At 39.9% G+C, this 24679-nt stretch carries 6 protein-coding genes; all 6 read right to left on the reverse strand.

The genetic code is table 11. From position 1 onward, the window contains the following. Window positions 1–6: 6 nt before the first annotated feature. On the reverse strand, window positions 7–4107 hold the full coding sequence (locus V7K62_RS08840) for an amino acid adenylation domain-containing protein (RefSeq protein WP_334863552.1): 4101 nt from the start codon (window positions 4105–4107) through the stop codon (window positions 7–9). A 64-nt stretch (window positions 4108–4171) separates the two neighbouring features. Next, on the reverse strand, window positions 4172–8773 hold the full coding sequence (locus V7K62_RS08845; RefSeq protein ID WP_334863553.1) for a type I polyketide synthase: 4602 nt from the start codon (window positions 8771–8773) through the stop codon (window positions 4172–4174). Beyond that, window positions 8766–13412: a type I polyketide synthase gene (locus tag V7K62_RS08850; protein ID WP_334863554.1), complete on the reverse strand. Its 4647-nt coding sequence runs from the start codon at window positions 13410–13412 to the stop codon at window positions 8766–8768. Before V7K62_RS08850 ends, V7K62_RS08845 begins: the two co-directional genes overlap by 8 nt. A gap of 146 nt (window positions 13413–13558) precedes the next feature. Continuing rightward, a complete protein-coding gene (gene panP, locus V7K62_RS08855; RefSeq protein WP_334863555.1) occupies window positions 13559–15232 on the reverse strand; it encodes a pyridoxal-dependent aspartate 1-decarboxylase PanP in 1674 nt (557 codons plus the stop codon). A 34-nt stretch (window positions 15233–15266) separates the two neighbouring features. Further along, window positions 15267–18584 (reverse strand): non-ribosomal peptide synthetase, encoded by a 3318-nt coding sequence (locus tag V7K62_RS08860; protein WP_334863556.1) that lies wholly within the window; start codon window positions 18582–18584, stop codon window positions 15267–15269. Then, window positions 18581–24676, reverse strand: a complete 6096-nt coding sequence (locus V7K62_RS08865; RefSeq protein ID WP_334863557.1) for a type I polyketide synthase — start codon at window positions 24674–24676, stop codon at window positions 18581–18583. Before V7K62_RS08865 ends, V7K62_RS08860 begins: the two co-directional genes overlap by 4 nt. Between the last annotated feature and the right edge of the window lie 3 nt (window positions 24677–24679).

The raw sequence follows: 24679 nt of genomic DNA on the forward strand, positions 1-24679 counted from the left end.
CTCCCATTATTTATTGAGATTGCACACAGCATCATCGATACAGACTCTCAGATATTTAGCTAATTCTTGAATATGAGGTTCAACGAAAATAGAGAAATGATCCCCTGGAACTTCAATAACTTTAATAGCTTGATTAGAATATTTACCCCAACCTAATAAAGGGTCATCAGTTTGAAATTCTGGGCTTTCAAAATCATGAATAATCTCTTTGTTAGCTCGGAACAGAGTCATGGAGCCAGGATAAACCTGGGGAACATAATTTCGCATCGCTTGGACATGAACTTTGAAACGTTTGTAATAACGGAGAAAATCTTCAATTTCTGCATCACTAAAGATGAAGTTTGCTTTTTTATTAATCAAATTCAATTGCTCATTTAATGACAAGTTTTGAAGTTCTTCAAAAGGTACTGAGAAATCTATATTATTATCGGTTTTCATTGATTCAGCTATGCGGAGTAAAAATTTCGCATCATCGTCTGATTCTGTAGTTTCAATGCGTGTTTCTGATAATATGGCATCAATAACAACCAATAAACCTACTGTTTCACCCTGCTTTTGTAATTGTTGCGCCATTTCAAAAGCAAGTACACCGCCGTAACAATGACCACCTAAAAAATAAGGGCCATCTGGTTGTCTTTGACGAATTTCTTGTATGTAGAGAGTTGCTGTTTCCTCTACTGATATGATTTCAGGCTTCTCCTGGTCTAGAGTATTTTCCAAAGCATAAAATGGATAATCTTCACCTAGTCTCTTAGATAAATTAAAGTATGGGCTAATATTTCCACCAGCACCGTGCATACAGAAGAAAGGTATTTTGTCATCAGAAGAGTTAATTGCTACTAAAGGAAAGTTAGAAGCCTCACGGAATGGCTGACTAACAATGTCTGCTAGTTTTTCAATTGTTGGATTCTCAAAAAGAGTAGATAAGCTAAGATTATGCCCAAATTGATCTTGAATTTGAGCCATTAAGCGGATGGCTAAAAATGAGTGGCCACCCAATTCAAAGAAGTTATCTGTTACACCAATAGGATTAGTATTTAGAACATTTTCCCACAGTTTGACTAATGATAATTCTGTAAAACTACGAGGAGGAATAAACGATTGAGTTGTATTTTGTCGGATATTGTCGGGATTTGGCAACGCACGTTTATCTATCTTACCATTAGGTGTCAATGGAAGTGCATCCAGTATAACCAAAGCAGAGGGTAGCATATAACTAGGTAGATTTTGTTGTAAATAGGCCAATAATTGCGTGCCTATTTCCTGTTTATCTGTGACTATATATGCAATCAAACGTTGATTATTTTCAGCATCATCATTGATAATTACAACCGCGTCTTGCACATCTGGATATTGTGTAATTACAGTTGCGATTTCACCCAACTCTACTCGAAAACCTCTAATTTTTACTTGTTCATCATCACGACCCAAATACTCAAGATTTCTATCGTTGAGGTATCGTGCTAAATCTCCTGTTTTATAAAGCTTCGTTCCCGGAACAAAGGGATTATCAATAAATCGTTCTTGAGTTAATTCCAGACGATGTAAATAACCTTTTGCCAATCCATCTCCACTAACATAAAGTTCACCGATACCTCCTACTGGCGTTGGTTGTAAATCACGATTCAATACATAAATTTGAGTATTATCTATAGGGCGACCAATAGAAACACTGTTTGCTTTGTCTGGCAATAAACCGGTATCGTAGTAAGTGGCGTTGGCGGAAACTTCTGATGAACCGTAAAGGTTGATTAGTTTTGCAAATGGGATCAATTCTTGGAAAGTTTTAACTAACTTAACAGACAGTGCTTCTCCGCTAGTTATCCAGAGTTTTAGCTGTGCTAATTTATTAATTAGATGGCTGTAATTATCTAAAAGTAAGCGCAGTAGTGAAGGAACAAGTATTATACGGGTAACTTTGTGATGTGCTAGAGTTTCTATAAATACTTGTGGGTCTAGTAGAGTTGGGTTGCTGATAATTACTGTGGGAATTCCTTGAAGCAAAGGAGCAAAAATTTCCCAAACAGAATCTACAAAGCTAATAGCTGTTTTCTGACAACAAATCTCTCCTGGGGTAAAAGGGTAGGTTTTCCACAGCCAGTGTAAGCCATTTACTGTACCGCGATGAGTACCAAGAACTCCTTTAGGAGTTCCAGTTGAACCAGAAGTGTAGATAATATAGGCGAGATTATCAGCTTTTAAAGTGCTAATGGGGTTTTCTGGATTTTGTTGAGCAATTTCGTCTTTATCGATATCTAAACAAACAGTTTTATCCGCAGATAATGTTATTTTTTCTAATATTTCCTGATGGCTAATTAATACTGACGCTTGAGAATCAGAGAGCATAAAATTCAGGCGTTCAACTGGATAACTTGGGTCAAGGGGAATGTATGCACCGCCAGCTTTGAGGATAGCTAAAATTCCCACTACCATATCTGTAGAGCGTTCCAGACATAGAGCAACTAGAGTTTCCTTTGTTACACCTTGTTTTTGTAAATAATGTGCAAGTTGATTAACTTTGTGGTTAAGTTGACGATAAGTCAGTTCCTCAGATTGGCTAATTAATGCTAAAGAGTCAGGTGTTAGTTCAACTTGCTGCTCAAATAATCTCTCAAGAGATGCATCTTGAGGATAATCTCTACTAGTTTGATTAAAGCTAAATAATAGCTGTTCTTGCTCAAAAGCAGTTAGTATAGATAATTCACTAAGATGCTGCTCTGGATTAGTAACGATATTTCCCAATAATGTCTGGAAATTGTTGATAAATTGGGTAATAGTTGCTAAATCAAAAATATCTGTATTGTACTCCAAACATCCTGTTAACCCTTCTTGAGATTCAGACATTGATAGGAAAATATCTAGTTGAGCAGTACCGCTATCAAATTCTAAAGTACGGAAAGTTAATCCAGACACTTCCTGGACAGATGTTGGAGTATTTTGCAGCACAAACATGACTTCATAAAGTGGATTTCGGTTTAAGTTTCGTTCGGGCTGCAATTCTTCTACAAGCATCTCGAAGGGTAAATCCTGATGTGCATAAGCATCGAGAGTAACCTCACGGACTCGATGTAGAAGTTCGCGAAAACTAGGATTACCACTGAGGTTATTACGCAATACCAAAGTATTAACAAATAGACCCAGTATTCCTTCTAATTCGGCTCGGTTACGGTTGGCAATTGGCGAACCAATGACAATATCTTCTTGGTCTGTGTAGTGGTATAATAAGATATTAAATGCTGCCAGCAAACTCATAAATAAAGTGGCATCTTCTCGCTGGCTTAATTGTCTGAGTGCATCAGTCAGGGCTGTTGAGAATGTAAAGTATTGCTTGGCACCTATAAAAGTTGTGGTGGTAGGCCGCGGACGGTCTGTAAATAATTGTAGTACAGGTAGCTCACCTTGAAGTTGTTGCTGCCAATAATTTAATTGGGTTTCGAGGAATTTACCTTGGATGCGATCGCGTTGCCAAATGGTAAAATCTGCATACTGAATCGGGAGTTCTGGTAAGGGAGAGGGCTGATTTGTAGAGAAAGCAGCGTACAACGCTGATAACTCCCGCAGGAACACATTACAAGACCATCCATCCGTGATAATGTGGTGCATGGTCAAAAGCAAAACGTGTTCTTCTTGACTCAAGCGCAGTAAAGTAGCTCTGACTAAAAGTCCTTTAGCTAAATTAAAAGGTTTTTTTGCTGACTGTGCTGCAAGTTGTTTTACCTCTGATTCCCAATCTTTACCAGACAAATGCTCAAGATTAATTATGGGTAAATCCCAAGTTAATTCTGATACAATATTCTGCACTGGCTCTCCATTGACAAGCGTAAAATTTGTCCGCCAAACTTCGTGACGCTTGAGGATTTCATTCAGACTTTGCTCAATAGCTGTGATATTAAGTTGGCCTTTGATATGAAAAGCGATAGGAATATTGTAGAATGAGCTTCCACTGTAAAGCTGGTCAATAAACCACAGCCTTTGTTGAGAGAAAGATAAGGGAATATTCTGAGATATTTGACGTTTGGCAATAGTATCAGATTGAAATTTTCCTCCCTTCCATTTTTCTAGCAGGGCTTTTTTCGTAGGTGATAAATTAGAGTATGGTTTATCCATTGTTAATAAGTATTTATGAATTACGAATTACGTTAGCGTAGCGGTAGTGAGTCCGTGTGCATCTTTACGAATCATTTAAAAGGACTGCTACTTCTTCTTCAGATAATTCTTCTATTTTTGCTAACATCATTTCTTCAATCATTTCTGTTTGTTTAGCTGGGATCATTACTTCTAACAAAAGGTCACGCAGTGCTATATCCACAGGAAATTTTGCTCGTAATCGAGAAACTAATTGAGTTGCAATGAGGGAGTCTCCTCCTAATTCATAGAAATTATCGTAAATCCCAACTTCTGCAATTCCAAGTACCTCTTGCCAGATTTCGGTAATTTGTTTTTCTAACTCATTTCTTGGAACAACATAGGCATTACTAAGGTTAGGTCTAGAATAGCAGGAAGATGACTCTAATTGATTGAAAAATTTGTTATCTACCTGGAAGTCTGGCTTAAATATCTGATTATTTCTGGTGTTGATATCTGTTGTAGAAACGGCAATCTGAGTTCCTTTTTCTAAATAGAATACTCGTTTAAATACTTCTACCGTTTCCGGAGAATTAATAGCTAATTTTGCTTCCTGTTCTCGCCAAACTTGTTTTTGATTCTGATTGGGATTCAGTTGTAATTGATCCCAATTTATCAGATACCAGGGCAAAAAATTATTGCGATTTTGTCGCTTAGTAAAGGTATCTACGAAATGATTAGCTGCTGAATATAAACCTAACCCTAATCCGCCTAAAATAGAAGATAAAGAAGAAAATACGATACAGAAATCTAACTTTTGATTCTGTAACATTTGTTCTAATATCGTCATTATATCACTTTGGAAGTCAAGTATTTTTTTTGATTCTATTTCATCAATTTCTAGAATTGAACAAAATAGATGTTCGCGTTTGATTCCAGTTGAATAAATAACCCCGTTAATTTTACCAAGATTCTCAAAAGAAAAGCTTTGATGAATTTGTTCATCATTAGCTGTATCTAGACGGATAACCAAAACTTTTCCGCCTAATTTTTCTAATGCTAGCAATCTCTGAATTTTGCAACTCATTTCATCTTGTTGAGTGTGAGTTCCTAGCCATTGTGAAAAATCATCCTTTTCTGGGAAATCTGAATCCTCAATAAATATGAGTTTTGCTTGGAAAGTTTTTGCTAAATATTCTGCAATTACAACTTCAATGCTTTCTAAACCACTAGGAAACAGGTAAACACCTTGTTTTTTTAATGATATTTTTTCTTCTACTACTGACTCTAAACGAATTGGCTCAAATGTTTGTACCCAACGATAGCAATCACGATAAGCAACAACTAAATCTGAAGATACAGCCGTTAACTCATTTAAGAGTTGGTCAACAATAATACTGTGATAATCTCGTTCTGTTTCTTGGCGGTTTGTTAAAGCAATATCAATACATCGACAGCTAATATTAGGATACTCTTGAGGAATTACTTTACATAAACCTAAGATTACTGCTTTCTCTGGGTCTAGTTTTTCATTACCATTAACATCTTGAAGGTTATTTGATATGACCCAAAGATTTAAGCTCTTGCTAATTCTGAATTTACCAACACTTTGGGTTAAAAACAACAGACTGTTGAATTCTAAATATTTTCTAGATTGACAATTTTCAAGTTTATTTAGACTCCAAGAATAAGCAAAGTTTTGGGGAATCTTACCTAATAAAATTAATTCTTGAAACAAAACTTTATAGTCTTCACATCTGTATGGATTAATTGTATAAACACTATCACTTAGTTTACTAAATTGCTCTCCCTGCTTAACCGTAATGACATTTTTACCTTGATTGCTCAACGCCTTAATTAATTTTTCACCAATTCCCAACTCATCAATAAAAAATAGCCACTCTTCTTGTTTGGGTTCTATTTGAGTAGAGGATGAATTAACCAGCAAAGAGCGTTTCCATGAAGGGACATAAAACCAGTCGGCAATATCTTGTTTATTATCTAAAGTTGTTGGCTTGTTGTTTAAAGAAGGTGATGGTAATTTAGCATCAATCCAGTATCTTTGTCGCTCAAAAGGATAAGTAGGCAAAGGCAGACGATAACGCTGCTCGTGAGTATAAAATCCTGACCAGTCAATCTTCACACCAAAAAGCCACAATCGACCTAATGTCTGCAACAAAAAGTTAACATCAGATTGTTGTTCTTTCACATGGCGTAATGAAGTCAGCACTTGTTGTTTAGCATTTTTATCTAAATGCTGTGTTGTCAAAGTACTTAAAGTTCGTCCTGGTCCTACCTCCAGAAAAACACCTTCAAATTGCTCTAACAGTTGAGATATTCCATCAGAAAATCTCACAGTTTGGCGCAAATGTTGACTCCAGTAGTTGGGATTTGTCGCTTGTGCATCTGTAATCCAACTAGCAGTTACATTAGAAATAAAGCGAATGTTTGGCGGATGTAGTTTGACTTTTTTTACAGTCTCGATAAATGTTGACAAAATGGGTTCCATCATCGCAGAATGAAACGCATGAGATGTATGCAGCAGCCGACATTTAACTTCTTGAGAGGATAATTGATTTTCTAGAGCAGCGATCGCCTCACAGCTACCAGAAACTACACAAGAAGATGGGCTGTTAATGACTGCGATTTCTACAGAAGCATTAGCCAAGAGCGATCGCACATCTTTTTCTGGAAGTGCAATTGCCAGCATCCTCCCTGGAGATAACTGTTGCATCAGTTGTCCCCTTTTGGCCACAACTGCTAAAGCATCTTCTAAGGAAAATACACCTGCTAAGGTTGCTGCGACATATTCCCCGATGCTGTGACCAATCATTGCTTCTGGATGTATTCCCCATGACATCAATAACTGAGCTAGGGCATACTCGATAACAAATAACGCGCTTTGGGTGAGCGCTGTTTGTTGTAGTTTGGAAGAAGCAGTTTCGGTATCTTGTTTGCTGGGATAAAGTAGGGAACGGATGTCAAGACCGAGATGGCGTTGCAAAATCTCGGCGCAACTATCTACGTGTTGAGCAAATGTCGCTTCAATTTCATACAATTCTCTTCCCATGTTTGCATATTGCGCCCCTTGTCCCGAAAACATGAAGATAACTGGACAGTGACTAGGTTTGCGGTGGTAAGTAAAAACACGTTGCGGATCGAGGGAAGTCAGCGCTTTTACTGCATCCTCTTGGTCATGGCAAACTACCATACGACAATGTTCAAAAGCCCGACGACCAACTTGTAGAGTATGAGCGACATCAGGTAAAGGAATATTAGGATTTTCCTCCAAGTGAGTAGATAATTGCGCTGTCGCAGTTTCCAAAGCTGTGCTGGTTTTGGCTGACAGCAGTAACAATTGCCACGGGCGAGAAGCGCTAAAAGCTTCAGTCGCCGGGGCTTCTTCCAAAATCACATGGGCATTAGTCCCACCAATCCCAAAAGAACTTACACCTGCTCTGCGAGGTGTACCGTTAGTTTTCCACTCTGATAATTTGGTGTTGACGTAAAAGGGACTATTGGCAAAATCTATCTCAGGATTAGGATTTTCAAAGTGCAAACTGGGAGGTATTTGTTGATGTTTTAGTGCCAAGACTGTTTTAATTAAGCCTGTCACACCAGCAGCTGTATTCAAATGTCCGATATTGGTTTTTACTGATGCGATCGCACAAAATCCTTTCTGTTTGGTGCGGGCTGCAAATGCTTTTTTCAAAGCACTAATTTCAATGGGATCACCCAAAGCTGTACCAGTTCCGTGAGCCTCAATATAAGTGATGGTTTCTGGAGCAACCCCTGCGATCGCTTGAGCCTCGGCTATCACCTCAGCTTGACCACTCACACTAGGAGCCGTATATCCCACCTTCGCTGCACCATCATTATTGATGGCTGAACCTTTAATTACTGCATGAATGCAATCACCATCTGCTAAAGCCTCCTCTAATCTCTTGAGGACAACAATCCCGACGCCATCTCCGAAAATAGTTCCTTGGGCATTAGCATCAAAAGCCCGACAGTGACCATCAGGAGAAGTGATACTTCCTTCTTGATAGAAATAACCTTGCTTTTCGAGAGATTCTATGGAAATACCACCTGCTAAAGCCATATCGCATTCGTAGTTTAGCAATCCTTGGCAAGCTGAGTGAACAGCAACCAATGATGTAGAGCAAGCAGTCTGAACATTGAGACTGGGCCCTTTCAGATTCAATTTATATGAAACTCTTGTAGCGGCGAAATCCTGACTATTGCCATATATAATCGAAAGACCCATTGATTGAATGATATCAGGGCGGGAACTGAGTTTGCTTAGAAAGTAGTTACTCATATTGGTTCCCACATAAACACCAGTCAAGCCTTTGCCTGAACCAGGTTCATAACCAGCATTTTCCAAAGCTTGCCAAGCACACTCAAGCAGAATCCGGTGTTGGGGATCGATAATTTCGGCTTCCCTTGGGGAAATATCGAAGAAAGGCGCGTCAAACATCTCAATATCTGGCAGACGAACGCCAGCTTTCACATAATTGCGATCGCTCAACCATTCTGAGTCTACGCCTGAAGCCTCTAATTCTTCATCACTAAAGAATGAAATTAACTCCTTTCCCTGACATAAACTCTCCCAAAATTCATCAATACTTTTAGTAGCTGCAAAACGACCAACCATACCAATGACGGCTATGCCTCTGATGGAATCGTGGATTTCTTGGTTATCCATTTAGCTTCCTCCTTTGTTGCACTAATTGTCTTTTTTCTTGCATAGCCGCTTCTTTTCTGCTGGCACGTTGATCGGCTTGTTGAAAAGTTGGTTCTTCAACTTGTTTTTTGTCAAGATATTCAGCCAACGTACTTACTGTTGAATATTCAAATAGTTCCCCAACTGATAAATTTCTATTTAAATTTTTGAGAATTTTACTACGAACTTGAATTATTAGTAGGGAGTCTCCCCCTAATTCAAAAAAGTTATCATGGAGTCCTACATTTTTTATCCCCAGAATCTCTTGCCATATATTAGCAATATTTTGCTCAATTTCATTTCTGGGAGCGACGTATATATTCTCTAAATCAGGTCTGTCATGAAGTGATAAATTTGCTGCTTTTTCTGGAAAAGATTCCAGCCTCAGCCATTGGTCAATTCTAGCTTGCAGTTCTCCAGTAGAGACAACTATATGATTAAATTCACTACAACTTAGAATCTTTTGAAACGCTTTTACACCTTCTTCTGACTGAATAGCTAAGTCATGCAAACTTCCACCTAAAGATGTACTTTGTTGATTTTCTTTTTCAAGTTGCCAACCATCCCAACTTATGCTTTTCCATGAAACAGGATGATTCTGATTGTGTTGGTGTACAAAAGCATCCATAAAGATGTTGGCTGCTGAGTAGGCAACAAATCCTAATCCTCCTAAAACAGACGATAAGGAAGATAGTAATAAACAAAAATCAAGCTGTTTGTCTTGCAAGACTTTTTCTAATACTAAAAGTCCATATATTTTTGTTTGAAATTGCTGTTCACATTCAATTTTACCTATCTTTTCAATAGATTCAGTGCTAACAACTCCAGCAGCATGGATCGCACCGTTTAATTGACCAAATTGCTTTTGAGCTTGAGCGATCGCATTTTGCATTTGTTCCTGGTTAGCCACATCAGCATTCATTACCAAAACTTCTGCACCCAACTTTTCAAGTTCTTGCACTTTCCGAATTTTGCAGCTAATACTGTCAGTTTCATTATGAGTGACTAACCATTTTTCCCATTCATCTCGGTTAGGCAAAACTGAACGTCCTGTCAATAGCAGCTTTGCTTGTACAGTTCGAGCCAAGTATTCTGCCATCACAAGTCCAATACCGCCGAGTCCACCTGTAATCAGATAAACTCCTCCTTGCTTTAAGCGTGGTGTTTCTACCTTAGCTTCAGCAAAGCGTACTGGCTCAAAATGTTGCACCCAGCGATTCATACCTCGGTAAGCAATCACTTTGTCAGCATTATAAACTGTTAATTCTGCCAGTAACTTTTCTACAAGTTTTTCTTCTTGCCAACTGTCACAAGAAGGCAGAATCACATCAATACTACGACAATTAATATTTGAGTATTCTTGAGATATAACTTTAATCGAACCAAGTAAAGTTGCTTTTTCTGGACAAAGTACTTCAGTTCCGGTTACTGGCTGTAAATTATTAGATATAACTGTGATTTGAAAATCATCAGCAGTTTCTTGTTTACCTAAAGCTTGGGTAAGAAATAGCAGACTATAAAATCCAGTTATTTGTGCTTTTTCAATTTCTTCAATTTCTAGTTTTTTATCATTAACAGGTGTGACACTCCATAAATGAACAATTGCTTTTGGTAGCTTTTGTTGTGTTAATAGTTCCTTAATTAAAATATCATAATCATAATTATTTTGAGGATTAATAGTGTATTGGCACTCATTAAGCTTTGCAAACTCTGCCCCAACGTTTACTGTGATAATATTTTGATAATGTTGTAATTGTTTGACTAATTTACTACCCAAGCCACACTCATCGATAAATACTAAAGTAAAAGATTTTTGAGATGCGTATTCGAGCGGTGCGGCGGGTAAAGATGGTTTCCAGAAAGGAATGTAAAACCAATCAGCTATATCAGGCTTTTTCCCCAGTGATATTGAAGTAGAATAACCATCCTGTTTTTGCTTTTTGGGTTCAATCCAATAACGTTGGCGCTCAAAAGGATAAGTAGGCAAAGGCAGACGATAACGCCGCTCATAAGTATAGAATCCAGACCAATCAATCTCAACACCAAAAAGCCACAACCGACCCAAAGCTTGTAATAAATAAGCAACATCAGATTGTTGTTCTTTAACATGGGGTAAACAATTCAACACCAGATGTTTGGCATCAGATTGTAAATGTTGTGTTGTCAGTGTACTTAATGTTCGTCCAGGGCCAACCTCCAAGAAAACACCCTCAAACTGTTGCAGAAGTTGCGATATGCCATCGGAAAATTGCACAGTTTGCCGCAAATGTTCACCCCAATAATTAGGATTAGTTGCCTGATCATCGGTAATCCAATTCCCAGTCACATTGGAAATAAAGCGAATACGCGGCACATTCAGTTTCACCTTGCTTACAGCCAAGACAAACTCTAGGATAATTGGTTGCATCATCTCACTATGAAACGCGTGAGATGTATGCAACAGCCGACATTCAATCCCCTTCTCAAACAATTGATTTTGCAGTGCAGCGATCGCCTCACAGCTACCAGAAACCACATAAGCAGAGGGGCTATTAATCGCTGCGATTTGCACAGATGCATCATCAGCTAACAAAGATTGTACCTTTTCTGCTGGCAGTGGAATTGCTAACATACTGCCTGTGGGCAACTGTTGCATCAGTCGTCCCCTAGTTGCAACCACAGCTAAAGCATCTTCTAAGGAGAAAACACCCGCAATGGTGGCGGCTACATATTCCCCAATACTATGACCAATCATTGCCTCTGGATGCACTCCCCATTCCATCCATAGTTGGGCAAGGGCGTACTCAATGACAAACAATGCTGGTTGGGTAATTGCAGTTTGTTGGAGTTCTTGAGTGGCTGTTTTTTGGTCTTGTTCTTTGGGGAAAAGTATCTGGCGGATGTCAAGATTCAGGTGAGGTTGGAGAATCTGAGCGCAAGTATCGATATGTTGACGTAATGTCGGTTCAACTTCGTAGAGTTCCCGTGCCATGTTTACATATTGCGCCCCTTGTCCAGAAAACATGAACACGATTGGACAGTGTTTGGGTTTATGATGATGAGTTAAAACGCGTTGCGGATTTTGGCTACTCAACACTTCTATCGCATCGTTATAGTCACGGCAGACTACTAGGCGGCGATGCTCAAATGCTTGACGACCTACTTGTAGGGTATGCGCGACATCCGCAAGGCTGATTTTTGGATTTTGCTGGAGGTGCGTTAATAGATTGGCTGTGGCTGTTTCTAGGGCTGTGCTAGTTTTGGCTGATAGTAGCAATAATTGCCACGGGCGAGATGCACTAGAGTTTTCAACTACTGGGGCTTGTTCTAAGATGACATGGGCATTTGTGCCGCCAATTCCAAAAGAACTGACTCCGGCGCGGCGTGGTGTGCCGTTAGTTTGCCACGGTGATAATTTAGTGTTGACGTAGAAGGGGCTGTTGGCGAAGTCGATTTCTGGATTGGGTTGTTCAAAGTGTAGGCTGGGCGGTATTTGTTGATTTTTCAGGGCTAGGACTGTTTTAATTAATCCTGTGACACCTGCTGCTGTGTTTAAATGTCCGATATTTGTTTTTACTGATGCGATCGCACAAAATTCCTTCTCTTTAGTACTAGTACGAAAAGCCTGTGTCAGAGCCTTGATTTCAATGGGATCGCCTAACGCAGTTCCTGTACCATGTGTTTCTATATATGCGATCGTCTCAGGTTCTACTCCAGCTAAGGCAAGAGCTTCTAAAATCACTTCCCTTTGACCGTCAACGCTGGGCGCTGTATATCCTACTTTTAAGGAACCATCATTATTAACAGCTGAACCTTTGATTACTGCATAAATCAAATCACCATCAGCAATAGCATCCTCTAATCTTTTCAAAACTACTACACCCAAACCATTACCACCATTAGTTCCTTTCGCTTTAGCATCAAAAGCTCGGCAGTGTCCATCAGGAGAATGAATTCCCCCTTCTTGATATTGATAACCAGATTTTTGCAGCATTTCTATGGAAACGCCACCAGCCAATGCTATATCACTCTCACCATTCAGCAAACTTTGACAAGCTAAATGAACAGCAACTAATGATGTTGAACAGGCAGTCTGAACATTAATGCTTGGCCCCTTCAGATTTAACTTATAAGAAACTTGCGTGGATAGAAAATCCTTGTCGTTTCCAATCAAAATTTGAAAGCTATCTGCTGATTCCATCAATTCCCGGTTGGGATATAAGTTAGAAAGTAGATAATGATTTGCAGCGACACCAGCGAAAAGACTAATTTGACCATTATAGGTTTGGGAATTATAGCCAGCATTTTCTAGAGATTCCCAAACACATTCTAAAAAAAGACGGTGTTGTGGGTCTGTAATTTCCGCTTCTCTTGGAGAAAAGCCAAAAAATGAAGCATCAAATAACTCTATATCTTCCAGTACACCAGCTGCTTTGACGTAACTGGATTGATTTAGCAATGCCGGATCTACTCCAGCCCTTACTAGTTCTTCATCTGTAAAAAAAGAAATAGATTCTACACCATCTCGGATGTTTTGCCAAAAACTATTAACATTTTTGGCTCCTGGAAAACGACCTGCCAAGCCAATGATAGCTATTTCTTCTTGAACATTTAAATTATTAATATTATTTAATGTATTCATCTTAATCAAAATCTCGCCTTTGTTTTAATGATTGCTTTTACGCATTTTTCATGTATCATCTTTGGTCTTTACCTGTTAGTTAGGACTTAGGTATTTTAGCCATATTTTTTACATAAGTCCTAATAAGAAAGAATATTTATATATTCCTATGTCAAATCATCATTAAAATTACTAAAACTGGAAATGGAAATTTTCGCAGCAATTTGGATTTGCTCATTTAAAACTTCATCAATATCTTCTTCTTTAGTTAACGGGTTGGCAATTACTGCACGTAGGGCAATAACAGGAATCTCTTGGCCAAGATTGGTATTTGATTTTGTCGTCCGTGAGATAAAAGTATGACCAATTTTGCGCTGGGTTTTCTGCAAACATTCATTAAAATTATTGATTAGTTGATTGTCGGATTTGGTCAACTGCTTGTTGACAACCAACTTTCTCAATTGCTCTGGAATATACCGATATAGAAGTAGGTTAGTATCAGGTTTTGCTAACAACTCAAACTCAGGCATACTACAAATACGAGCCGCCATATATTGAGTTTTTCTAATTCCTTCATCAATCAAAAATTCATATCCTTTAAGCCCCAGCAGATTTAGCCCAGCATGTAAAAATAAAGCCATACCAGGTCGAGATCCTTCTAAAGCACGTTTACCTAAATCAAATGACCCTTTACGCATGGTATAGCTAGCTTGCTTTTCAATTGCTGTTGCTATATAAGGATCGCGCAGAAAAAGCATACCAATGCCCATTGGTAGGTATAGTTGTTTATGCCCGTCAATAGTTACTGAATCAGCCCTTTCAATGCCAGCAAGCTTATGGCGATGTTGTTCAGAAAAAATGAGTGGCCCGCCCCAAGCAGCATCTACATGAAAATGAACATTAGCTTCTTGTGCAATCTCGGCAATCTCGAAAAGCGAATCTACTCCTCCTGAATCTGTAGTACCAGCAACGCCCACAATTGCAATAATTAGTAAGTTTTGGGCGCGACACTCTTTAACAGTTTCATGCAGCGCTTGTATATTAACTCGATTGTTATTGTCAGTGGGGATTCTAATTAAACTCTGCGTACCAATACCCATTAAATCCGCAGCTTTATCAAACGAGAAATGCATCAACTCAGAGCCAATAATCACTGCTCCATTGTAGCCGTAGAAATCTAAAGCTGCGGCTAAACCTTCTTTTTCTATGCCAAGAAATTCATCTTTAGGTTTCAAAGAAGCATTTCGGGCGCACCAAAGTGCTGTGATATTTGCCACCGTCCCACCAGAAACTAAAATTCCTAGTGTACTCAAGTTATTTTGAATATGCTGAGTGTAGAAATTATCAGGAAAGTTGTAAATCTGTCGATGTAACATCGCCAAAGATTCCCTTTCACAGAAACTTAGGGATTTAGCAGTCTCTATTTTGACAGCATTTTGGTTCATTGCCGTCATCAATTTTGCCAGAGGGCGCACGAAAGAAGGAAGCGCCGAGGTCATGTGACCGATAAATCCTGGTGAGGATGTATGGATTGAATGAGCAACAACATTGTTGCCTAAGCTTTTGAGATAGGTTTCAACCTTAACAGGTTCAACAGGAATTTGACTATCCGAAAAACTTTCTAATAAAGAATTTAAATCAATGCGTGTATTGGCATCGGACGTGCTTAAAAAATCTTGAGAATAACTATCCATTAGTTGATCTATTTCTTCTTCAATAGATATTCCCTGACTCGATGAAGCAAACATTTGCATCACTTTTTCTTCAATATCATCATCTAATACTTGCTGATTTTCTAGAAAGTAATCTTGGCTCAAAATTTCTTGTTTACTTAATGTCATCTTCTATCCTTGAATAATTTTGCTTTTTAGTTCATTATTGTGAGGAAACACCCTTATGCTTTGTCACTGCTCGATGTTCTTTTCTAGCTTGTTTACGTTGCTGTACTGAAGTGGTTCTGCTTTCAGGGCGCTGAGAATGTTGTGTAAAACTTGGTTGTTCGCTTGACTCTTGAATAAGATATCTAGCTAAGTGGCTAATCGTGGGATATTGAAACATTTCAATCATGGAGAACTCTCGTTGAAATGCTTTTTGCAATTTGCTATGAATTTGAACCAAAAGCAATGAATGACCACCAAGTTCAAAGAAGTTATCATGAATTCCTACGTCTTCAACTTGAAGTACTTTTTGCCAAATATCAGCAATAGTTTTTTCTACCTCAGTTTGGGGTGGCTGATAAACCGTCTCCAATTCTGGACGTGCGCTATCAGGTTCTCTTAATGCTTTGCGATCGACTTTACCATTGGGTGTAAGTGGGAGTGCCTCTAGCAATACAAAAGCTGCTGGGATCATGTAACTTGGTAACTTTGATTCTAGAAAGCTTCGCAATTCAGAAATTACCAGTGTTTGCTCGGTTTGCGGGACTAAATAAGCAACTATTCGTTGAGACTCTGATACCACAACTACAGTTTCGCGCACTGCTAAGTGTTGGCTAATGAGTGCTTCAATTTCTCCCAATTCAATGCGGAAGCCGCGAATTTTCACTTGCTCGTCAATACGTCCCAGGTACTCAATGTCTCCATTGGGCAGATAACGTGCTAAGTCACCAGATTTATAAAGCCGTGCGTTTGGTTTACTGCTAAAGGGGTGAGAAATAAATCTTTCAGTTGTTAATTCTGGTCGATTTAAATAACCTCGTGTGACACCAGCACCACCAACATACATCTCGCCTTTAACTCCAATTGCTACTGGTTGCTGATACCGATCTAACAAATAAACTTGCAAGTCAGGAATTGGACGACCAATGATACTTCCTAATCCTACCTCTAAGTCTGCCTTTACCAATGGACGATATGTCACATGAACGGTTGTTTCCGTAATGCCGTACATATTGACTAACTGGGGTGACTGGTCGCCATGACGCTCAAACCAAGGTCTTAAGCTCTCAAGTTGCAGTGCTTCTCCACCGAAGATCACCAGTCGCAGATTTAGCCCAAAGGCAGTTCCCAAAGATTCTTCTACCTGTATGAGTTGGGAAAAAGCAGAAGGCGTTTGGTTAAGTACCGTTACTTGCTGTGTTAACAACAATTTGTAAAAGTCTTCGGGTGAACGACTCAGCCAGTAAGGTACTATCACTATTTTTCCACCATACAGTAGGGCACCCCAAAGTTCCCAAACGGAGAAATCAAAGGCTATGGAATGGAATAGTGTCCAAACATCATTTTGATTAAATTTATACCAAGGTTCTGTGGCTGCGAACAGACGAACTACATTGCTGTGATTGACTAACACGCCTTTGGGTTGACCTGTCGAGCCAGATGTATAGATGATATAAGCTAAGTTATCAGTTGTACATTCACTGATCGGGTTTTGCTGGCTTTGCTGAGTTATATTTTCCCAGTCAGTATCTAAACAAACAACGTTAGTTTGATGTTGCGGTAAATTCTCTATCAAATGCTGCTGTGTTAGTAATACTGAAACCTCAGCATCCTGCAATATGAAAGCTAAACGTTCTTTGGGATATGCTGGATCTAGTGGTATGTATCCACCACCTGCTTTCAGGATGGCTAATATTGATATGACCATATTAAGCGAACGCTCTACACAAATCCCCACCAATACTTCTGATTTTACTCCTAGCTTTTGCAAATAGTGCGCTAGTTGATTTGCTCTGGCGTTCAGTTCGCGGTAGGTTAGTTGGTGGTTTTCAAAGACGACTGCGATCGCATTTGGTGTTTTTTCTACCTGTGCCTCAAACAATTGATGAATGCACTTATCTTGAGGATAGTCTGTTTTGGTATCATTCCATTCAACTAATAATTGCTCTACTTCAGATGGGGTTAGTAGTTGCAAATCGGAAATCCGTTGTTCGGGATTACTAACTATACTACCCAATAAAGTCTGGAAGTGGCCCAGCATCCGGGTAATAGTAGGACTATCAAAGCGACGGGTATTATATGAAATACACAGATTCAATAAATCTGATTTAGGCACTACCTTCACGGTGAGAGGGTAGTTTGTCCAGTCAAATAATGATCGAGATTCATCCAATAACTGAGATTCAACGACCCCTATGCTTTCAGCAATAGCTCCTTGATTATAATCTACTAACTCATTATCAAAAACTAAAATACTATCAAATAATTGTAGACCACGAGGTATCTCACTCCATTGTTGAATTTTGAGTAACGGGCTATATTCGTACTCACGCATCTGAACTTCTTCGGATTGCAGCTTTTTCAACCAAGGTGTGAGAAAAGCATTACTATCCACTTGTACTCGTAATGGCAGTGTGTTGATAAAGAGTCCAATCATAGACTCTGCTTCTGCTAGCGCAGTTGGTCGCCCTGAAGATGTAGATCCAAAAACTATATCTGACTCTTGGCTATAACGACTTAAAAGTAAAGCCCAAGCTCCTTTAATTAAGATATTTAAGGTTAGCTGATGTTTTCGTGCTAAGGATTTTAGGGCATTTGTTATATTTGCCGATAGCAAGACTTCTTGCCTTTGATAATCTTCTTTTTGGTCAGAAAAGCTAGCAGAAGTCAGACCTGCGATCATTGGTGTTGGGAATGTGAAACCTTTAAGTTTCTGCCGCCAAAAAGCCTCTGCCTTATCCAGGTTTTGTTGCTGTAACCAAGCAATATATTCTCTGTAGAAACGCGGGCGTTCTAGATGTAAATCTTGACCTTGGCAAAAAGCATTATAAAACTCATAGAATTCCTTCCATAACCAGTTTAAAGACCATCCTTCCATTAATATGTGGTGAAAGCTGAAAACAAATTCATAAGTGTCATCAGCCACTTGAATTAATGTTAGGCGGATTAATGGAGCTTGAGAAAGTTCAAAGCCGCGAGCGCCATCTGCTTTTAAGAAGGCTTTTAGTTGCTTTTGTTGCTCTGGAAAAGACAATTGCCGCCAGTCTTGAAATACACACGGTAAGTCTACTTGCTGATGGACAACCTGATAAGGTTTATCAAGATTATCCCAATAAAAAGAGGTACGCAAAATTGGATGGCGATCTACAACTCGCTGCCAAGCTTTCTGAAAGGCTGAGACATTAAGCTTAATTTGCAAACTGAAGCAAGCTTGCTCAAAATAGACTACAGAATCAGGTGCAGCAAGCTTGTGAAAAAGCATACCCTGCTGCATGGGTGAAAGTTCGTATATATCTTCAATATTATTTTGCTTCATGAGAAATTACTCCTATCTAATTGACCAACCTGAGCTAGTAAATTGCTTAAATTTTCTTGATTTATGTTTGCTGCCGAAAAGTCTGAAGGGGTGTATTCTCCTGCTTCCAATGATTGGCAGTGGCTAATTAGAGATAAGAGGGCTTTGACAAAATTATCTGATAATTTTTCTATTGTCTGACGTTGATGGACATTCTTGCTATAGAACCAATCCAGTTGCAATTGACCTTCGACAACTGACCCAATTAGATGTAACTTATGAGGACGAGTTGCTTGCAAACTGCTCGTCGCTTCCGGGGATTTTTCACTCAATTGGAACAAAGAATCTTGAGGCAAACTTTTAGCAAGCTGACCTACATAAAGGAACGCTACTTCTGCTTGGGGAAGCGATCGAATTTTATCTTGATCTTTACTTAGATAACGTAGCACTCCATAGTCAATACCCTCACCAGAAATACCACGCAGTTGCTCCTTAACCACTTTCAATGCATCGCCTGGATTGTCAGCTTTTTCTAAATCTAGAAGTACAGGATAGGTAGTAGTAATCCACCCGACAGTTCTTGAGATATCTATATTATCTATACCACTGGTACTGACTTCCCGCCCATTTTCTTCGAGGTCAACTAGGAGTAATTTGTCGCCTGTCCATTGTGTAAAAGCTTCTACAAAAGCAGTGAGCAAAACTTCTTGTGTATTAGTTCGATAAATTGCTGGAACTTCTTGAAGCAGAGCCTGAGTATCTTTGGCACTCAGTGTTACTGAAACAGTTTCCTCTGATGCAACATTGTTGATGCTACCAGGATAATCTATTGGCAGAGGAGAAACTTGCTTGTGGCGATCGCTCAACCAGTAATTTTGGGCTTTCTGTAAATTTGCCGAGTGAGCATATTCTTCTAGTCGCAAAGCCCATTGTTTGTAAGAGGTTGTCTTTGGTGGCAGTTCAATTGCCTTACCTTGAAGGATTTGCTGATAAGCCGTTTGCAGATCCTCTAATAAGACTCGCCAAGAACCGGGATCTACTCCCAAGTGATGAACGATGATCAGCAAGCGGCTGGATTTATTTGCACCCAAGTTAAAAAGCGCCACCCGCACAATCGGCCCTGTTGACAGGTTGAGACTAGCTTGTAGTTGAGCAGTAATTGTCTTTAGTTCCAGTTCTTGACCATCTGATGACAATGCCGATAAATCTATGTGTGTAAACGATATGTCTTGATGACCAGCATTCATTGCCTGCCAACCACATTCTGAAAATTTGAACCGCAACCGCAGTGCATCGTGGTGTAATAGTAATTGCTGCCATGCTTGCTCTAACACTGCTGGATCGATAACTTCTGCGGCTTCTAAAAAAATTGACTGGTTCCAGTGGTGCGGTTCTGATATATTCCGTTCAAAAAACCTGTGCTGAATCGGCGTTAGGGGCAGTGAACCAGTTACTAAACCTTGTTCAGCCTGGACAACTTGAGTTGTGCCGATCACCTCTGCTAATTTAGCGATCGTCTGATGTTCAAATAATTGCTGAGGAGTTAGCCGAAAACCAGCTTTAGCGGCTCTGGCACTGACTTGAATGCCAAGTACAGAGTCTCCTCCCAACTCAAAAAAGCTATCGTGAATACCTATTTGTTTAATACCAAGGAGTTCTTGCCAGATATGAGCAATAGTTTGCTCTACCTCACTTCTCGGAGCAACATAGTCATTATCTAAATTAGGTCTTAAATAAGATGAAGCGGAACTAGTTTTTGATGCAAGTTGAGAATTTTGACTAAATTCCAGTTTAATCCATCTCTTGATGCTAGCTTCCAAATCTACAGTTGATGTAACTATCTGAGTAAACTTACTCGTAGATAAAGCACGTTTAAAAACTTCTAGACCTTCTTGCCTCGTCATCATTGAGTCCGCACCTTTGGGCACGGTTATTGATTCAGAGAATTCCTGAGTAATCCAGTCGCTATAATTAATACTCAACCAAGGAACAAGACTTGTTTGATTGTGTTTGTGTACAAAAGCATCCGTGAATATGTGCGCTGCTGGATAGGCAGCCATGCCCAGTACCCCCAAAACAGATGCTAATGACGATATGACTACGCAGAAATCGAGTTGTTTTTCCTGTAGTATTTTTTCTAATACAAACAATCCATAGCCTGTGGAGTGTAATTGAGTTTCACACTCAGTTTTACTTATCTGCTGAACAGTGTTGTACACTCTCACAGTTGCAGTATGAATGACGCCATGAATCTCACCAAAGCGGTTTGATGCTTGAGTCATTACTGCTTGCATTTGTTCGAGATTAGCAACATCGGCGCGGCAAATTAAAACTTCCGCACCCAATGTTTCTAATGCTTGCACTTTCTGGATTTTGCGACTGATATTGTCGTTTTGATCGTGAGTTGCTAGCCATTGCAACCACTCTGATTTTGCGGGCAAACCGGAACGTCCTGTGAGAATTAGTTTGGTATATGCTGTCTGGGCTAAATATTCTGCCAGCACTAAGCCAACATCTCCCAAACCACCAGCGATTAAATACACTCCCCCTTCCCTGATGGAAATTTTTTCTCGATCTGGTTCCTCAAGTTGTATTGGTTCAAAAGTTTGCACCCAACGATGTTTGCCACGGTAGGCAACTATGTTCTCAGATGCCGTTTGAGCGAGTTCTGTTACAAGTTGGTCTATGAGTTGATTTTCTTGGCGTGTTCCTGATTCAGGAATGACTACATCAATATGACGACAGGTAATGTTGGGATATTCTTGGGGAATTACTTTACAGATTCCCATGAGAGTTGCCTTTTCTGGGCACAACTCTTCATCGCCATTCACCTCTTGCACATTGTTAGTTACTACCAGAATTTGCACGTCGGTAACTTCTTGTTTTCCCAATGCTTGCGCTAGGAAAAGCAGACTATAAAAACCATTATTTTGACATTCTTCAAAGAACTGATGGGATGATTCTGCCTGGGCGTTGGGGTTAAGACTCCAAAAATGTGCGAAATTCCATCCGGCACGCTCTGCGATCGCATTTGGTTTGAAATCCCATAGTTCCTTCAGCAAGGTATCATAATCACTACTTGTTTGGGGATTAATTGCGTAAGAGCGTTGGCGCAGCCTGTCCGTAGGACATTCGCCTAACTTGGTAAACTGCTCTCCAACCTTTACAGTGATGACATCGTGCCCTTCTAATTGCAACTGTTTCGCAACTTGTGAACCTACGCCGAGAGTATCAATAAAGACTAAATAGCATAACTTTTGTGTTGATTCTGCTGCTAGATGAGAAGAGCGTTTCCAGGAAGGGATATAAAACCAGTCAGCAATATTTGGTTTTTTGTGTAATGCTTGTGGCGATGGCTGTGCCAAATTCGCTTCCGGATTGGCATCAATCCAGTAACGTTGTCGTTCAAAAGGATACGTCGGTAAGGGAATGCGATCGCGTTGTTCGTGAACATAAAAACTAGACCAATCTACTTTTACCCCAGCCAGCCACAGGCGACCCAATGTATTCATTAAAAATGCGACATCTGGCTGTTGCTCATAAGAATGCCGCAAGGAAGGGAGGATCACAGACTTAGCTCTATCGTCACTTTCTAGACATTGCGATGCGAAACTGCTCAATGCTTGACCGGGGCCAACCTCCAATAAAATCGGATGATCTTTTTTCCATAATTGTTGCACTCCCGAAGCAAAGCGTACTGGTTGGCAAAGATGCTTTACCCAATAACTGGGATCTGTTGCTTGGTCTGCTGTAATCCAAGTACCCGTAACGTTGGATAAATAGGGAATTTTCGGTGCTTTGAGGCTGAATGTGTTAACTAAATCGTGAAAAGTTGGTGCGATCGCCTCCATCATCACAGAATGAAAAGCATGGGAACTCTGCAAACGCTTCCCAACTAAACCCCGTTCGCTCAACTGTCTTTCTAATTCTTCGATAGCATCTGTGAAACCTGCAATCACACACAATGATGAGCCGTTGATTGCAGACATGGAGATTTTATCGTTCAACAGAGGCTGTATTTCCTCCTCTGAAAGCCCGACTGCCAGCATTGCCCCACTTGGCAACTCTTGAATCATTTGCGCTCTTTTCGCTACCAGGGTTAAAGCGTCTTCTAGAGATAAAACCTCGGCTAGAGTTGCCGCTACATATTCACCGATGCTGTAGCCAATCATTGCCGAAGGACGAATTCCCCATGATATCCACAACTGAGCTAAAGCGTATTCAATCACGAAGATAGCTGGTTGGGTGAGAAAAGTTTGATTCAGCTTGACATCTGCTTTTTCTGTTCCCCGACCTAACATTTTTCGCAAATCTAGCCCAGCAGCAAGCGTATTTGGTTTATTTCCATTCTCACTGTTTCTAGTGGGATACAAAACATCTCGCAAATCAAGATTAAGGTGGGGTTTGAGGAGTTCACAGCATTGGTCAACACAGGTGCGAAATGTTAGCTCAGTTTGGTAAAGTTCAAGAGCCATATCAACGTAGTGAGTTCCCAATCCAGAAAACATGAAGGCAACAGGGCGTTCCTGAGTTTTCTGAGTATTAGTAAAAACTCGCTTTGGTTCTTGAAGTGCGTTGACAGCATCTTGAATATCTCGGCAGACAACTGCACGCCGATAGTCAAAATTTCTCCGCCCAATCTGCAATGTATAAGCCACATCAGCAAGATTTAAATCAGGGTATTCTTGCAAATAATTAGCTAGATTTGTTGTAGCCGTTTCCAGTGCTGAACTAGTTTTGGCGGATAACATTAAGAGTTGCCAAGAGCCAGAAGAACTGGAAGCTTCGACAGCCGGGGCTTCTTCAAGAATCAGATGCACATTGGTTCCCCCTAAGCCAAAGGAACTAACTCCTGCACGTCGGGGAGTGCCATTTGTTTCCCATTCGGAAAGTGTGGTATTGACGTAGAAAGGACTATTGGCAAAGTCAATTTCGGGATTAGGCGAAGTAAAATGTAAGCTGGGAGGTATTTGTTTGTGCTTGAGTGCCAGAACGGTTTTGATTAATCCCGTCACACCAGCAGCCGTATCCAAATGCCCAATATTGGTTTTGACAGAACCAATAGCGCAGAATCCAATATTTTGGGTACTAGAGCGAAAAGCTTGTGTCAGAGCAGCAATTTCAATGGGATCTCCTAAAGCTGTTGCTGTACCATGAGTTTCAACATAAGTAATAGTTTCCGGTTCTACTTCGGCGACTATTTGGGCTGTTCTAATTACCTTTGCTTGGGTATCGATGCGGGGTGCTGTGTAGCTGACTTTGAATGAACCATCATTATTGATCGCCGATCCTTTGATGATGGCATGAATAGTGTCGCGATCGCTCAAAGCATCTTCTAATCGCTTCAACACTACAATACCCACACCCTCACCGCCCACAGCTCCCTGTGCATTAGCATCAAATGCACGGCAATGTCCATCGGGAGACATTATTCCCCCCTCTGTGTACATATATCCGTCTTTTCTTGTCGCATTGATGGCAACCCCACCAGCTAAAGCGATATCACATTCACCGTTGAGTAAGCTCATGATTGCTAAGTGGACAGCAACCAATGAAGTTGAGCAAGCAGTTTGCACCGCGTAACTTGGCCCCTCTAAGTTGAGTTTGTAAGAAACGCGAGTGGTTAAGAAATCTTTATTACCTGCAATAATCAGTTGCTGAGGATCAATAGAGTTTATGATATTTTGATTTAGATAAATATTAAGTAGGTAGGTGTTCAGACTAGAGCCAGCATAAACACCAATAAGACCTTGATAATTTTGGGAATCATATCCAGCATTTTCCAAAGCTGACCAAGCACACTCTAGAAAAATTCGGTGTTGTGGATCTGTAATTTCTGCTTCTCTAGGATTAAAGCCAAAAAACTCTGCGTCAAATAATTCTGCATCTTCTAATATACCCTGTGCTTTTACATAGTTAGGGTCATTTAATAGAGATGAATTTATCTCTGATGATAATAATTCTTCATCAGTAAAAAAAGAAATTGATTCTCTGCCATTTTGGAGATTATCCCAGAATTCATCAATATTTTTAGCTCCAGGAAAACGCCCTGATAAGCCGATAATTGCTATTTCTGAACCATTTAGAGCAGTTGCTGCTGTGTTAATAATCATAAT

It is taken from the genome of Nostoc sp. (assembly GCF_036917935.1).
GTDB lineage: Bacteria > Cyanobacteriota > Cyanobacteriia > Cyanobacteriales > Nostocaceae > Nostoc.

Coding starts and splice junctions, on each gene's coding strand:
- V7K62_RS08850 (WP_334863554.1), bottom strand. CDS start 13,412: ATGAATACATTAAATAATATTAATAATTTAAATGTTCAAGAAGAAATA.
- V7K62_RS08845 (WP_334863553.1), bottom strand. CDS start 8,773: ATGGATAACCAAGAAATCCACGATTCCATCAGAGGCATAGCCGTCATT.
- panP (WP_334863555.1), bottom strand. CDS start 15,232: ATGACATTAAGTAAACAAGAAATTTTGAGCCAAGATTACTTTCTAGAA.
- V7K62_RS08865 (WP_334863557.1), bottom strand. CDS start 24,676: ATGATTATTAACACAGCAGCAACTGCTCTAAATGGTTCAGAAATAGCA.
- V7K62_RS08840 (WP_334863552.1), bottom strand. CDS start 4,107: ATGGATAAACCATACTCTAATTTATCACCTACGAAAAAAGCCCTGCTA.
- V7K62_RS08860 (WP_334863556.1), bottom strand. CDS start 18,584: ATGAAGCAAAATAATATTGAAGATATATACGAACTTTCACCCATGCAG.